The organism is Agrobacterium sp. 22-214-1, from assembly GCF_053522465.1.
Genome location: NZ_JBNWCK010000002.1, coordinates 542,647 through 556,798, shown reverse-complemented (window position 1 = coordinate 556,798; position 14,152 = coordinate 542,647). Strand labels below are relative to the sequence as shown.

Below are 14,152 nucleotides of genomic sequence, written 5' to 3'. Positions count from 1 at the left end.
GCCTCAGCCGTTACCTACCTTTCAACCGCAGCTTGGGTGCTGCCACGGATGAAAGTTTTTCTTCTCCGCACTGCAAGGATTTTTAACTCGCGACCGGACCTCCGGCTGTTACGCTTCCCGCAATTGCGCCGGTCATACGGGCCGGCAATCCAACAGACCTGAAAGAAACGTGGCAGCATGAGCAAGACCAAACGCCGGCTTAATCTCAATGTCGGCATCAACACCACCGGATACCTCGCCAATGCCTGGAAATACCGGAGCGGAGACCGGCATGACATCAACGACATAGGCTATTATCGCCGGCTGACGGAACTGGCCCATAAGGGCCGGTTCGACGCCGTTTTCCTTTCCGACCACCCGGCATTGCTGACCGACCCGGCAAGCCGCCCGTTTCACACCATCGATCCGCTCGTTCTCTCGACATCGCTTGCCGCACAGGTGCCGGATATCGGCTTTGTGGCAACGGTGTCCTCCACCTATAATTCGCCCTATAATTTCGCCAGACGAACCCAATCCATCGACCTCGTCACCGGCGGCCGGCTGATCGTCAACATCGTTTCTTCCTTCAATCCCAATGTCGCCGCCAATTTCGGCAACGATCCGCTGCCGCCGCGCAGCGAGAGATATGCCAAGGCCACCGAATTTCTCGACGTGGCGAAAAAACTATGGTCAAGCTGGGATCCGCGCCGTGAAGGTGAGGTGCCGGAAGAGCGTTTCTGGGATGCGGCAACGGCCGAGACCATCGATCACGAGGGGCAATATTTCCATGTGAAAGGCCCGCTCAACGTTCCGCGTGGGCCGCAGGGGCATCCGGTCATCGCGCAGGCCGGCGCCTCCGAAGGCGGCATCGATCTGGCGGCACGCCATGGCGAGATCATCTATTGCAACATCCTGTCCCGACCGGCGGGCCAGGCCTTCGGCAAGAAGGTCCGTGACCGCGCCGTCTCCCTCGGCCGCGATCCCTCCGGCATCCGCATCGTTCCCGGCCTTGTCGTCATTCTCGGCAAGACCCGTGAGGAAGCGCTGCGCAAGCATGAACTCTTCAGCGGGACAGGCTCTGAAGACGGGCTTCTGGTGCGTTTCGCCAAAGAAAACGGCATTGATCCGCGCGACTTCAACCCGGATATAAAACTCGATGGCGAGCGCTTCATTCCCGACCAGAACCGGCAATGGGCCGTTGGCATGGGGCTTGGCCTTTCCGAACTGCTGACCCACGAAAAGCTCACCGCCCGTGAGGCCGTGCGCCGCTCCGAGGGGCACCACCGGCTGCTGCTTGGCACGCCGGAAGAGGTGGCGGATGGTATTATCGATCTCTGGCAGGACGGCACGGTGGATGGTTACACCCTGCAGCCGCCGCGCGCGCCGGACGATATTGCCGAATTCGTCGAAAAGGTCGTGCCGGTGCTTCAGGATCGCGGTGTTTACCCGCGCGAATATGAAGGCGCGACAATACGTGACCGCTATGGCCTGCCTTATCCAGATTGAAAGGCGGATACGGCACTGTTGAAGGTGTCATATACTCATCTCCCGCCCTTCCCGCTGGAAACGGGAATGGCGGGAACGGGGCATTTTATTGGCCCGTCGCCACTTTCAAAACCGGCCGCCCGCCTGAAAGCTGCGGCAGGACGGAGGCGAAATCCGTGACGATCTGGCGATAATCTTCCGGCTGGAATTCATAGGGCAGTTCGAGGCGGAATTCCGAGACGTGCGGCAGAACGGGATCGCGCGACAGTCTCTCCAGAATCTCGTCCGTCGTCCCAACGATATCGGGCAGGAAAAGCGTGCGGCGTGTACCATGCGGCGTGGTCGTGCGCTTGTCACGCTCGGCGGCGAATTCCTGATAACGGCGGCGGGTCGCGGGGCTCGCGCTATCGGTCGGCAGGATCACGCGGCCAAGAGCGACACGCGGCTGGCGCTCATGCGCCCATTCCTGCCGGAAGCGGCTGACCAATGCCGCCTGCGCGGTCAGAAAATCATCGGTATTTTCGCCGCTGACGATATTGCCCGTCAGAAGATTGAAGCCCGCCTTCCCCGCCCAGCGCGCGGAATTCTGCGATCCGCCGCCATACCATAGCCGGTCCGTCAGCCCCCTGGCGACTGGACGCAGGCGCGGCACCTGCGCGCCGGCCGCATTGCCCGCTTCCGTCTCGCTGGATAGCGGTTCCGACCGCAGGGCCCTTGCCAGCTTTTCGGCGCGGGCATGGCTGTAATCGGCATCGGGAACCGTATCGACATAGTCCGAAATGAGATGGGCAAAGGGTGGTGCGCCCACCGAAACCCCGACATTCAACCGCCCGCGCGACAGGACATCCACGGTGGCCAGATCTTCCGCCAGCCTGAAGGGATTTTCATAACCAAGCTGAATGACGGCGGTGCCGAGGCCGATCCGTTTCGTGCGCTGCGATGCCGCCGCGAGGAAAGTCGCCGCCGATGACACACCCCGTTCCAGATGGCGCTGGCGAACCCAGGCACTGTGATACCCCAGCGCCTCTCCGGTTTCGAAAAGCTGCAGGGTTTCTTCCAGACCCTCAGCAGGATCATCATCGTGATAATTGCCGGGAACCAGAAATGCGAAGTGGGAGATATGGGAAAGGGGCATGGCTGTAAGGTCCGGAAATGACTGTTGACGCTCAGCAGCGCAGATGCAGCCATCCCCGTTCCGGACAGCCGTTCAATGCGGCGCATACCCACGCAGAATGCATGATGACAGGCACGGCTGGCACGGCATGTTCGTTTATAGTCCCGGCCTTTGTTGAAAGATCATTGCGCGATTCAATAGTCTACTAAAATTATGGATTACATCCCATTCAGCATAGGCCACGCTCATGCCTCCCTTCAGATTTTCTTCCGCCAAGACGCAAAATCTCCCTCAGCAGCCCGGTCTCACCGATGACCTGTGGAACACCGTGCGCCAATGGCCTTGATTTTTGGTGCTAACATGTAATACAGATTATCATACATGTTGACAAATAATGCGTACATGTATGACATTGCAGCAATCGCAAACGCTGCCATACCTGCATGAGGGAGGAATTATGATCATCACCGACGTCGAGGTCCGTGTTTTCCGCACGACGACCCGTCGGCACTCGGACAGTGCCGGTCACGCGCATCCGGGTCCGGCGCATCAGGTGGAACAGGCCATGCTGACCATCCGCACCGAGGACGGTCAGGAAGGCCACTCCTTCACCGCGCCGGAGATCGTTCGCCCGCATGTCATCGAAAAATTCGTCAAGAAAGTCCTGATCGGTGAGGACCATCGCGACCGGGAACGGCTATGGCAGGACCTTGCCCATTGGCAGCGCGGATCGGCCGCGCAGCTGACCGACCGCACACTGGCTGTGGTGGACTGCGCCCTGTGGGACCTTGCAGGCCGCTCGCTCAATCAACCTGTATACAAGTTGATCGGCGGTTATCGCGACAAGGTGCTCGCTTATGGCTCCATCATGTGCGGCGATGAGCTGGAAGGCGGGCTGGCGACGCCGGAAGATTACGGCCGCTTTGCCGAAACGCTGGTGAAGCGCGGCTACAAGGGCATCAAGCTGCACACCTGGATGCCGCCCGTCAGCTGGGCGCCGGATGTGAAGATGGACCTCAAGGCTTGCGCGGCCGTGCGCGAGGCGGTCGGCCCCGATATTCGCCTGATGATCGACGCCTTCCACTGGTATTCCCGCACCGATGCGCTGGCGCTTGGGCGTGGCCTCGAAAAACTCGGTTTCGACTGGATCGAGGAGCCGATGGATGAGCAGTCGCTGTCCTCCTACAAATGGCTTTCCGACAATCTCGATATTCCGGTCGTCGGCCCCGAAAGTGCGGCCGGCAAACATTGGCACCGGGCCGAATGGATCAAATCCGGCGCCTGCGATATTCTGCGCACCGGCGTCAACGATGTCGGCGGCATCACCCCGGCGCTGAAGACCATGCATCTGGCAGAAGCCTTCGGCATGGAATGCGAGGTGCATGGCAATACCGCCATGAACCTTCATGTTGTCGCCGCCACCAAGAATTGCCGCTGGTATGAGCGCGGCCTGTTGCACCCCTTCCTCGAATATGATGACGGCCACGATTATCTGAAATCGCTGTCCGACCCGATGGACCGCGACGGCTTCGTCCACGTACCTGATCGGCCGGGCCTTGGCGAGGACATCGATTTTACCTTCATCGACAATAACCGGGTGAGGTAACGGGCGATGAAAACGGTGCTCGCCTTCGGAGATAGCCTCACCTGGGGCGCGGACCCGGCAACGGGTCTGCGGCACCCCGCCGAACACCGCTGGCCGGAGGTTCTGGAGGCGGAGCTTTCCGGAAAGGCGAAGGTTCACCCGGAAGGACTTGGCGGGCGCACCACCTGCTACGACGACCATGCCGGCCCGGCCTGCCGCAACGGCGCGCGGGCGCTGGAAATCGCGCTTTCGTGCCACATGCCGCTCGATCTCGTCATCATCATGCTCGGCACCAACGACATCAAACCGGTGCATGGCGGGCGGGCGGAAGCCGCAGTTTCCGGCATGCGGAGGCTGGCGCAGATCGTCGAGACCTTCATCTACAAACCGCGCGAGGCCGTGCCGAAACTGCTGATCGTCGCGCCGCCGCCTTGCGTCGCAGGCCCGGGCGGAGAACCGGCGGGCGGGCGGGATATCGGGCAATCGCTCAGGCTTGCGCCGCTTTACCGCAAACTCGCCGCCGAACTCGGACATGCCTTTTTCGATGCAGGGTCGGTGGCCAGCGTCTCACCGGTGGATGGCGTGCATCTGGATGCGCCGGCAACGGCGGCAATCGGCCGGGCGCTCGCAGCACCCGTCAGAGAGATTCTTGGCTGATCCTGCGACGCCCGAGGAGGAACCGGGCGTGTGGATCAAAACGTGGAAAGGCCGTATGAACCGGCCGTATTGGGAGGAAAGATGAAACATTTTCTTGCAACCGCAGCACTTGGCGCGCTGCTGATCGGCGCCATGCCGCTCAGCGCCTTTGCCGAAACGCCGAAGGACCAGCTCATCGTCGCCACGACCATGAGCAATATCCTCACCCTCGATCCCGCCGCCATCACCGGCCGCGAGACCGTGCAGGTGCTGAACAATGTCTATGACACACTGGTCGTGCTTTCCCCGAAAGACCGCAGCGTTCAGCCACGCCTTGCCGAACGCTGGGAGATTGTCGAAGACCGGAAATCCATCCGTTTCCATCTGCGTGCCGATGCCAAATTCGCTTCCGGCAATGCCGTAACGGCCAAGGACGTGGCGTGGAGTCTGAAGCGGCTGCTCGCCCGCAACCTGGCTCAATCGTCCTTCCTCAAAACACGCGGTTTCAAGCTGGAAGAGGCCGACAAGCTCTTCGTTGCCGAAAACGACCAGACCTTCGTGCTGAATATCCCGAAGCCCGACGACCCCAACCTTCTCCTGATGATCCTAGCGCAGAACGGCCCCGGCTCGATCATCGACAGCCAGACGGCGCTTGAGAATGAAAAGGACGGCGATCTGGGCGGCGCATGGCTGACGCTGAATTCCGCCGGCTCCGGCCCCTTCAAGCTGACGCAGTGGAAATCCAACGAATATATCATCCTCACCCGCAACGACGATTATTGGGGTGAGAAGGCAAAGATGAAGCGCATCCTGATGCGCCATCTGCCGGAATCGCAATCGCAGCGGCTGATGCTGGAAAAAGGCGATATCGACGTTGCCTATTCCCTGCAGGCCCCGGACCTGAAATCGCTCGAGGCCGACAAGGCTGTCACCATCGAATCCACACCCGGTTCCGGTTTTTATTACCTCAGCGTTTCGATGAAGGATGAGCGCTTCGCGAACAAGAAGGTGCGCGAGGCCCTGCGTTACCTGATCGATTACGACGGTCTCGACAAGGCGGTCATGCCCTATTACGGCAAGCTGCATCAGCGCTCCCTCAGCACCGGCGTCATGGGTGCATTGCCGGATCAGGGCTACAAGCTCGATATCGAAAAAGCCAAGACGCTTCTTGCAGAAGCCGGTTATCCGAACGGTTTCAAGACCACGCTGCGCGTGCTTTCGGAAGACCCCTTCATGAAAGCGGCAACGGCTATCCAGAACACGCTCGCCCAGGCCGGCATTCAGGCCGAGCTGATCAGCGGCTCCGGCGACCAGATTTACGGCGCCATGCGCGAGCGCAACTTTGAACTGCTGCTCGGCCGCGGTGGCGGCGGCCAGCAGCCGCATCCGGACAACAATCTGCGCTCCATCGCCTATAACCCCAACAATGCCGATGATGCCAAGCTCACCAATTACCAGAGCTGGCGCACCAGCTTCTTCGATGAGAAGCTGAACAAGATGATCGAGGCAGCCTTGGTCGAGCGCGACGTGGCGAAACAGACGAAGCTTTATGAGGAGCTGCAGGGTTATATGGACGAGATCGTCATGTCCATTCAGCCCTTCTCCGAAGTCATCGACACCGCCGCCTTCCGCAGTGACGTGAAGGGCATGATCGTCAGCCCCTGGCTTTCGCGGTTTGAAGAGGTGAGCAAGGAGCGGTAATCGGCCGTCCTATCTGCGAATGAAAAGGCGCGGCTAACCCCGCGCCTTTTTGCTGTAACAAAGCCCCACGCACCCAATGTGTTAGGCACAAGCGAAGCCTCCGCACCCCGTCACTCCGGACTAGATCCGGGGTCTAGTGCGATCAAGTCCTTGATCGCGAGAGAGTCCATTCACGGCGCAGACGCGCCGTGGCTGGATGCCGGATCTAGTCCGGCATGACGGAAGGCGGTCTCGCACTATGTCAGTAGCCTAGGCGTCGTTGGCGGCCCCCCATCCCCGCCGTAGCCATTCCAAAAAAATGCCCGGCAGGGAGGCCGGGCAAGGAAGGAGGATGTTATTATCGTGACGCCCCGGAGGAGGACAGTCACGTTCTTGGAGCCGTCACGCGCCTTCATATTCCAGCGAAGCGCCGATCAGTTCGCGCGCATAGGGATGCGTCGCGCCATTGCCTGCGATGGCGTCGCGCGACAGGATTTCGGTGATTTCGCCGCGCAGCATCACCGCGAAACGGTCGCACATGTGATCGACCACGGCGAGATCGTGGGTCACCATGATATAGGTGAAGCCGCGCTCTTCCCGCAGCCGCTGCAAGAGGTTGAGGATTTCCGCCTGCACCGAGACATCGAGCGCCGAGGTCGGCTCGTCGAGCAGGAGCAGAGACGGTTCGAGGATCAGCGCCCGGGCAATCGCAACACGCTGCCGCTGGCCGCCGGAAAGCTGGTGCGGGAAACGATCCAGAAAGGCTACGGGCAGGCCGACATCGGTGATGACCCTGCGCATGCGCTCTTCACGGTCGCCGAGCTTATGGATCGCAAGCGATTCCGAAAGCACGGTGCGCACCGACTGGCGGGGATGCAGCGAACCATAAGGGTCCTGAAATACCATCTGCAGCATGCGGCACCGCTCGATCAGCGGCATCTCACGTACCGACCTGCCGTCGATGAGGATGTCACCGGTCCAGAAATCGTTGAGCATGGACACGCAGCGCAGCACGGTGGATTTGCCTGAACCGCTTTCGCCGACAAGGCCGAAACATTCCCCCGGCTCGACTCGAAATGACACCGAAGGCAGCACTTTCAGCGCCGTATGGCCGCTGCCGAAGGTGATGGAGAGATCGCGGGTTTCAACGGAAACGGCCATTATACTTTCTCCTCCAGCCATTCGGGGCGGCGATCCAGCACCGCAAGCGGCGCACGTGTGCCGCCAATGCGCGGCTGCGCCGCCAGAAGACCGCGCGTATAGGGGTGCTGCGCCTGATCGAGATCGCGTGCGGCGAGCGTTTCCACCACCCGGCCGGAATACATGATGAGCACCCGGTCGCAGAAATTTCGCACGAGATTGAGGTCGTGGCTGATCATGATGAGGCCGATGCCGCGATCCCGCACCAGACCGTCGAGAATATTCAGCACCTGCAGCCGCACCGTCACATCGAGCGCCGAGGTCGGCTCATCGGCAATAACGAGGTCGGGATCGGCAAGCAGCATCATGGCGATCATGACACGCTGGCCCATGCCACCGGAAATCTCATGCGGATATTGCTCGTAAACACGGGCGGCATCGCGGATTTTCACCGCATCGAGCATGGCCAGCGCCTTTTCCCGGGCCTCGGCTTTCGAAGCCTTGAAGTGGCGCAGATAGGTTTCCGTCACCTGATCGCCGACCCGGCGGATGGGGTTGAGGGAGAATTTCGGATCCTGAAGGATCATCGACATGCGCCGGCCGCGAACCTTCAGCATCTCCTTCTCATCGAGCGAGAGAAGATCGAGGCCATCGAAATCCAACCTGTCGGCGGTGATTGTCGCCGACGGCAGAAGGCGCAGCAGGGCGCGGCCAACGGTGGATTTGCCCGAGCCGCTTTCGCCGACGATGCCGAGCCGTTCCCGGCCAAGGGTGAAGGAGATGCCGCGCACCGCCTCGGTGGGCGAGCCGCCATAGCGGATGCGAAGATTTTCGACGTCGAGGATTGGTTTTTCCATGGCCCTATCTCCGGTTCATCTGCTTCGGATCGAGCGCATCCCGCAGGCCATCACCCAGAAGATTGAAGGCGAGGCTGACGGAGAGGATCGCAATGCCGGGGAAGGTGACGAGCCACCAGCTATCCAGCATGTAACGTCGGCCGGTGGCGATCATCGCCCCCCATTCCGGCAGCGGCGGCTGCGCGCCGAGGCCGAGGAAGCCGAGACCGGCGGCGGTGAGAATGACGGTCGCCATGTTCAGCGTCAGGCGGATGAGGACCGAGGGCAGACACATGGGCATGATCGACTTGACGATGATGCGCAGCGGCGACGCGCCCTGAAGCCGCGCGGCAGCAATGTAATCCGCCTTGCGGAAGGTCATGGCTTCGGCACGGGCAAGGCGCGCAATCGGCGGCCAGGAGGTGAGCGCAATCGCGATGATCGCATTGTTGAGGCTGGGCCCAAGTGCTGCGACGAAGGCGAGCGACAGGATGAGGCTCGGGAAGGACAGGAAAATATCCGTGATGCGCATCATCACCGTATCGAACTTGCCGCCGAGATAACCGGAAGCCGTGCCGACCAGAAGCCCGACGGGACCGACGATGATCGAGACCAGCGAGATGATGGTGAGTGTGATGCGTGCGCCCCAGAGAAGGCGGCTATAGATATCGCGTCCCAACTCGTCCGTACCAAAGACGTGGCCATTACCCGGCGCCTGCAGCGTATTGGCGAGATCCTGTGCGTAAGGGTCATGCGTCGCAAGCCAGGGCGCGAAAATCGCGGCGATGACGAGCAGCAGCAGGACGGCCAGACCGAAAGCCGATGTCGGGCTTTTCAGGAGGAAAACGACGATGTTCTTCAGCGCGTTCAAGGGCACCGGAAGGCGGAAGGAAGTTTCTGTACGGGCCGTCATCAGCGGGTCCTCGGATCGAAAAAGCGGTAGAGAATGTCGGACAGGAGATTGAGTCCGATGAAGATGACGCCGACGATCAAAACGCAGGTCATCACGGCATTCATGTCGCCGATGATAAGATTGCTGGTGAGATATTGCCCGAAACCCGGCCAGGCGAAGACGGTCTCGATTAGAACCGCCCCCTCCAGCAGCGAGCCGTAAGCAAGCGCGATAATGGTGACGAGCTGCACGCGAATATTGCCGAAGGCATGCAGCCACACCGTCTGTCGCTGCGACAGGCCTTTAACGCGGGCGGTCGTCACATATTCCTGGCCCAGCTGGTCCAGCATGAAGCTGCGCGTCATACGAGTGATATAGGCCGAGGAGGAATAACCCAGCAGAGCGGCGGGCAGGATGAGGTGGTTGATGGCCGACCAGAAGACCTCCATATCGCCCGCAAGCAGGCTGTCGATCAGCAGGAAGCCCGTCCGCTCCTCAACCAGACCGATATAGAACTGGTCCATGCGACCGCCGCCGCCGACAAGGCCGAGATGGGCGTAAAAAACGATCAGCGCGATCATGCCGGTCCAGAAGATCGGCATGGAATGGCCGAACAGGCTGAGCACCCGCACCAGATGATCCTGCCAGCGGTCTTTATTGACGGCGGCATAAACGCCCATGGGAATGCCGAGGCCGGCACCGATCAGGATCGCGAAGGTCGCAAGCTCCATCGTCGCCGGCATGACCCTGATGATGTCTTCGATGACCGGACGGCCGGTGCGGATCGAGGTTCCGAAGTCGCCGGTAAACACGTCTCCCAGATAATAGAAGAACTGTTGCCACAGCGGACGGTCGAAACCGAGCGCGTGATAGACCTGTTCATAGGTTTCGCGCGTCGCGTCCTCGCCCACAATCGCCCGCACGGGATCGGCGGGCATCAGGCGGCCGATAAAAAAGGTCAGCAACAGCAATCCAAGCAGCGTAACCGCAATACTTCCGATCTGGCCGGACAGGCCATACAGCGAAAGGCGTCTTTTTGACATGATTCCTCCCTTGCCAGAGATCGACTGCGCGAGTGACCAAGGCGCAATCCTGTCTGACAACTATTCGCAAGTTGTCACAGGTGTTGAGAGCTGTCAAGCGCGTGACTGTGAAATCCGCATCGCCCAGGGCTCTGAAAGGCGTGCCTCGAGGAGGAATCTCATGCTGAAATCATCCGGCTTTCGTGTTGCTTTGGGAAAAAGCACTTGTGTTGTGGCACCCGTAAAAGCCTGTATTCTCCGACTTCGCGGAATGCGCGGAGGCTAGCTGGGCGGTGGCACCGATGACATCCGTGCCGACAGGGGGAGGAAAATATGGCTGACGTGACACTTCTGGCATTTGCCGTGGTCGCCTTTATCGGCATTGCCACGCCCGGCCCTACCGTCTTGCTCGCGCTTGCAAATGGTTCAAGATTCGGAGTACGCCGCGCCATGATCGGCATGGCTGGCGCTGTCCTCTCGGATTTCGTCCTGATCGGCGCAGTAGCACTAGGATTGGGTGCCCTGCTCGCGGCCTCCGAATTCTGGTTCAGCGTCGTCAAATGGGTGGGCGTCTGTTATCTTGCCTTCCTCGGCATCATGCTTTTGCGCTCAAGAGGCACGCTCGATGGTGCTCTTCAATCCGCAGAGGCCAACGGGGTCGCTTCCGCCCGTTCGATTTTCTTCAAGTGCTTTCTCGTGGCGGTGACCAACCCCAAGGGATATCTGTTCTTTTCGGCTTTCCTGCCGCAATTCATCGATCCCGCCGCGCCGCAGCTCCAGCAATATGCAGCGCTTGCGCTGATCTTCGCCGGTATCGATTTCATCGTGATGTTCGGATATGCCCTGCTCGGCTCGCAGGCCGTCCGGCTGTTGCGGAAATCCAGAGCCCTATGGCTCGACCGGGTTTGCGGCGGGGCGCTTCTGACGCTCGCCGCCTCGCTGGCCTTCTATCGGCGGGCGACCGCTTAACCCATTGACCTATGGGCCATTTCAGGATCACTCCGCGGCAGTTCGGGAGCGCAGAAGCACCTTGTAGCGCTCAAGACTGCCGCGCAGATGCGCCGCCATATATTGGCGGGCGGCATCCGCATCGCCTTCGATGATGGCATCGACGATCTTCGCATGCTCCTCCTGGAGATGCAGGTTGTAGTCCTTCGGACGCGACCCGGGCGCAGCACCTTGCAATTCGCCACGGGGAATGATGCCGGAGCGAATGAGTTGAAGGAATTCCGGGAAACGCCTGTTCTGCGTCGCCTGTGCAATGGCCAGATGGAACTCGAAATCGGCGTCCCGCGTCGGCAGGCCGGCAGCGAGACAATCACCGACGCGCCGGTGCGCATCCACAATCGCCTCCACCTGCACGGCGGAACGGCGCGATGCCGCAAGCCCGGCGGATTCGACCTCGAAAACGGTGCGCAATTCCAGCAATTCGATCACCGAGGAAATTCGCCCCACGGCCAGATCGTTAAAGGGCAGCTCCTTGGCCGGTTTTACTTCAACGGCAAAAACGCCCGCACCCTTGCGGGCTTCAACGAGGCCATCGGCGCGCAGAATGGCGATGGCCTCGCGCACCACGGTTCGGCTGACGGAATATTCACGCGTCAGTTCGCTTTCGCTCGGAAGACGGTCGCCGGGGCGGAACACACCCTCCGACAGATCCCGCCGCAATGCCGAACTGATTTTCGCCGCGAGCGATACCCCCTGCTTCGTGCTGCTCTCAACGTCCATTCCGGCCCACCTGTTTTAAACTTGTCTGGCATGTTAGCAAACACCCGCCACATTGCAAGGGCCGGGCCTCCGCAACGCCGGGACGGTTGGCCGCCTTCACGCCGCAGCCATGGCCGAACTGCTGGAAAAGCGGCTCCTATATTCACCCGGTGAGAGGCCAAGAATGCGGTGGAACACCCGGCGAAAGGCGGCGGCATCCTCATAACCCACCGACCATGCAATCTGATCGACCGAACGGCGGGTGAATTCCAGCAATTCCCGCGCCTTGCCGACACGCAGATGCTGAACATATTCGATGGGCTTCATGCCGGTCGCCGCCTTGAAGCGGCGCAGGAAGGTCCGCTCCTCCAGCCCGGCATGGCCGGCCATGTCGGCAACGCTCGTCGCCCGCCCGGCGCGGGCCTGCAACCAGTGCTGCACCTTCAGGATCGGCTCATCGCCATGCGTCAGCCTCGGGGCGAAGCTGCTATAATGGCGCTGTTCACGCCCCGAAGGGTCGATCAGCAGGAACTTTCCGGTCTCGATCATCACCGAAGGTCCGAGCAGCCGGTCGACGATGCGCAGGCCAAGATCGGTCCACGCCATCAGCCCGCCAGCCGTGATGATATCGCCATCCTCGATGACGATCTTGTCTATCTCCAGCCGGATGTCTGGAAAACGTTCGCGGAACCGCTCAGCAAACAGCCAGTGGGTAGTGGCCGGGCGGCCGGACAAAAGACCCGTTGCGGCGATGATGAAGGAGCCGCCGCAACTGGCGGCCAGCGTCGCGCCATGCGCATGCCGATCCAGCAGCCAGCGGGCGTAAGGTTCGGCTTCAGCGATTTCAGCAGGCCCGGTCAACCGGCCGGGTACGACGAAAATGTCGGGATGTCCCGGCCTACCGGGCTCGGTATCGTGACAGCGAGAAAATTCACCGCTCTCGCCCATGCTCCAGTGGCTAACCCGCAATTTCGGCCCGCCGCGATCCTGTGAAAATACCGACGCGATGACGAAAAGATCGGTGATGCCATGTACCATGGCGATCTGACAGTCCCGATAGAGGACCAGCCCCACTTCCAGCGCGCTTCCCGTTACACCTGCCATGCGCCCCACACCCCGTTTTGTCAGTTTCGGCTCGTTTTCTGTCAGAAGCGCCAATCCAGCCCCGGCTGCCTCCAGAGTATCTCTATTCCCACGGGACGCAAGCAAGCCCCCTGCAACAGGAGAGAGAGCCATGACAACGATCACCACCAGAGACGGAACGCATATTTTCTACAAGGACTGGGGCCCGAAAGACGGCCAGCCCATCATCTTCTCCCATGGCTGGCCGCTCAGCGCCGATACATGGGATGCGCAGATGGTGTTCTTCGCCAATCACGGTTTCCGCACCATCGCCCATGACCGCCGCAGCCACGGCCGCTCCGATCAGGTCTGGCATAACAATACCATGGATCAATATGCCGACGATCTGGCCGAGTTGATCGAACAGCTCGATCTTCACGACATCATTCTGGTCGGCCATTCCACCGGCGGCGGCGAAGTGACACGCTATATCGGCCGCCACGGCACGGCCCGCGTCGCGAAAATCGCCCTCATCGGCGCAGTGCCGCCGCTGATGTTGAAGACGGAAAGCAATGCCATCGGCCTGCCGATCGATGTTTTCGACGGTATCCGCAAGGGCACCTATGACAATCGCAGCCAGTTCTTCAAGGACCTGACCATTCCCTTCTACGGCTACAACCGCGAAGGTGCCGTGATATCCGAAGGCATTCGCGAGGAATTCTGGCGGCAGGGCATGATGGGCGGTCTTAAAGGCCAGCTCGACAGCATCCGCGCCTTTTCGGAAAGCGACTTCCATCAGGATTTGAAGGCCTTCGACAAACCGACGCTGGTTCTGCACGGCGATGACGACCAGATCGTGCCGGTCGGCGCTTCCGCGCTTTCCACGGTCAAAATCGTCAAACACGCGGTCCTCAAAATCTATGAGGGCGCCGACCATGGCCTGACGCAGACCCATCAGGACCGGTTCAACGCCGACCTTCTCGCCTTCATCAACGCCTGAAACCGCCGCACAAA

General features: G+C 60.6%; 13 protein-coding genes. 6 read left to right on the top strand and 7 right to left on the bottom strand.

Features of this window, described 5'->3' with window-relative positions:
• Nucleotides 1–177 precede the first annotated feature (177 nt).
• Complete coding sequence (locus tag ACQZ5G_RS12360) at nucleotides 178–1,485, top strand: NtaA/DmoA family FMN-dependent monooxygenase (protein ID WP_448738160.1); 1,308 nt, start codon at nucleotides 178–180, stop codon at nucleotides 1,483–1,485.
• Nucleotides 1,486–1,570: 85 nt separating this feature from the next.
• On the opposite strand, the gene ACQZ5G_RS12355 is transcribed toward ACQZ5G_RS12360, so the two are convergent.
• Complete coding sequence (locus ACQZ5G_RS12355) at nucleotides 1,571–2,599, bottom strand: LLM class flavin-dependent oxidoreductase (RefSeq protein WP_448738161.1); 1,029 nt, start codon at nucleotides 2,597–2,599, stop codon at nucleotides 1,571–1,573.
• 436 nt (nucleotides 2,600–3,035) lie between these two features.
• On the opposite strand from ACQZ5G_RS12355, the gene ACQZ5G_RS12350 reads away from it, so the two are divergent.
• The 3 genes from ACQZ5G_RS12350 (at nucleotide 3,036) to ACQZ5G_RS12340 (ending at nucleotide 6,500) form a co-directional block, all read left to right on the top strand.
• Nucleotides 3,036–4,184: a mandelate racemase family protein gene (locus tag ACQZ5G_RS12350; protein WP_065657151.1), complete on the top strand. Its 1,149-nt coding sequence runs from the start codon at nucleotides 3,036–3,038 to the stop codon at nucleotides 4,182–4,184.
• Nucleotides 4,185–4,190: 6 nt separating this feature from the next.
• Entirely contained in the window at nucleotides 4,191–4,820 is a 630-nt protein-coding gene (locus ACQZ5G_RS12345; RefSeq protein WP_448738162.1) for an SGNH/GDSL hydrolase family protein, read from the top strand.
• Nucleotides 4,821–4,901: 81 nt separating this feature from the next.
• Entirely contained in the window at nucleotides 4,902–6,500 is a 1,599-nt protein-coding gene (locus ACQZ5G_RS12340) for an ABC transporter substrate-binding protein (protein WP_448738163.1), read from the top strand.
• Between the two features lie 381 nt (nucleotides 6,501–6,881).
• Here ACQZ5G_RS12340 and ACQZ5G_RS12335 read toward each other — a convergent pair whose 3' ends face one another.
• Genes ACQZ5G_RS12335 through ACQZ5G_RS12320 form a run of 4 tightly spaced genes read right to left on the bottom strand, consistent with a single transcriptional unit; the run spans nucleotide 6,882 to nucleotide 10,390 of the window.
• Entirely contained in the window at nucleotides 6,882–7,640 is a 759-nt protein-coding gene (locus ACQZ5G_RS12335; RefSeq protein WP_448738164.1) for an ABC transporter ATP-binding protein, read from the bottom strand.
• Nucleotides 7,640–8,476, bottom strand: coding sequence for an ABC transporter ATP-binding protein (locus ACQZ5G_RS12330; RefSeq protein WP_448738165.1), 837 nt, complete (start codon nucleotides 8,474–8,476; stop codon nucleotides 7,640–7,642). The genes ACQZ5G_RS12335 and ACQZ5G_RS12330 overlap by 1 nt, the downstream gene beginning before the upstream one ends.
• A 4-nt stretch (nucleotides 8,477–8,480) precedes the next feature.
• Nucleotides 8,481–9,368 carry an ABC transporter permease gene (locus ACQZ5G_RS12325; protein WP_080819256.1) on the bottom strand — a complete coding sequence of 296 codons (888 nt, stop codon included), beginning with the start codon at nucleotides 9,366–9,368 and terminating at the stop codon, nucleotides 8,481–8,483.
• Nucleotides 9,368–10,390 carry an ABC transporter permease gene (locus ACQZ5G_RS12320; RefSeq protein ID WP_020813122.1) on the bottom strand — a complete coding sequence of 341 codons (1,023 nt, stop codon included), beginning with the start codon at nucleotides 10,388–10,390 and terminating at the stop codon, nucleotides 9,368–9,370. Before ACQZ5G_RS12320 ends, ACQZ5G_RS12325 begins: the two co-directional genes overlap by 1 nt.
• A 312-nt stretch (nucleotides 10,391–10,702) precedes the next feature.
• Between ACQZ5G_RS12320 and ACQZ5G_RS12315 the strand changes: the two genes are divergently transcribed.
• Nucleotides 10,703–11,338 (top strand): LysE family translocator, encoded by a 636-nt coding sequence (locus ACQZ5G_RS12315; RefSeq protein WP_448738166.1) that lies wholly within the window; start codon nucleotides 10,703–10,705, stop codon nucleotides 11,336–11,338.
• Nucleotides 11,339–11,365: 27 nt separating this feature from the next.
• Here the strand turns inward: ACQZ5G_RS12315 and ACQZ5G_RS12310 are convergent, their stop codons facing one another.
• Both ACQZ5G_RS12310 and ACQZ5G_RS12305 read right to left on the bottom strand, forming a co-directional pair.
• On the bottom strand, nucleotides 11,366–12,097 hold the full coding sequence (locus tag ACQZ5G_RS12310) for a FadR/GntR family transcriptional regulator (protein WP_174023079.1): 732 nt from the start codon (nucleotides 12,095–12,097) through the stop codon (nucleotides 11,366–11,368).
• A gap of 96 nt (nucleotides 12,098–12,193) precedes the next feature.
• A complete protein-coding gene (locus tag ACQZ5G_RS12305; protein WP_448738267.1) occupies nucleotides 12,194–13,180 on the bottom strand; it encodes a GlxA family transcriptional regulator in 987 nt (328 codons plus the stop codon).
• A 130-nt stretch (nucleotides 13,181–13,310) separates the two neighbouring features.
• On the opposite strand from ACQZ5G_RS12305, the gene ACQZ5G_RS12300 reads away from it, so the two are divergent.
• Nucleotides 13,311–14,138 carry an alpha/beta fold hydrolase gene (locus tag ACQZ5G_RS12300; RefSeq protein ID WP_448738167.1) on the top strand — a complete coding sequence of 276 codons (828 nt, stop codon included), beginning with the start codon at nucleotides 13,311–13,313 and terminating at the stop codon, nucleotides 14,136–14,138.
• Nucleotides 14,139–14,152 lie beyond the last annotated feature (14 nt).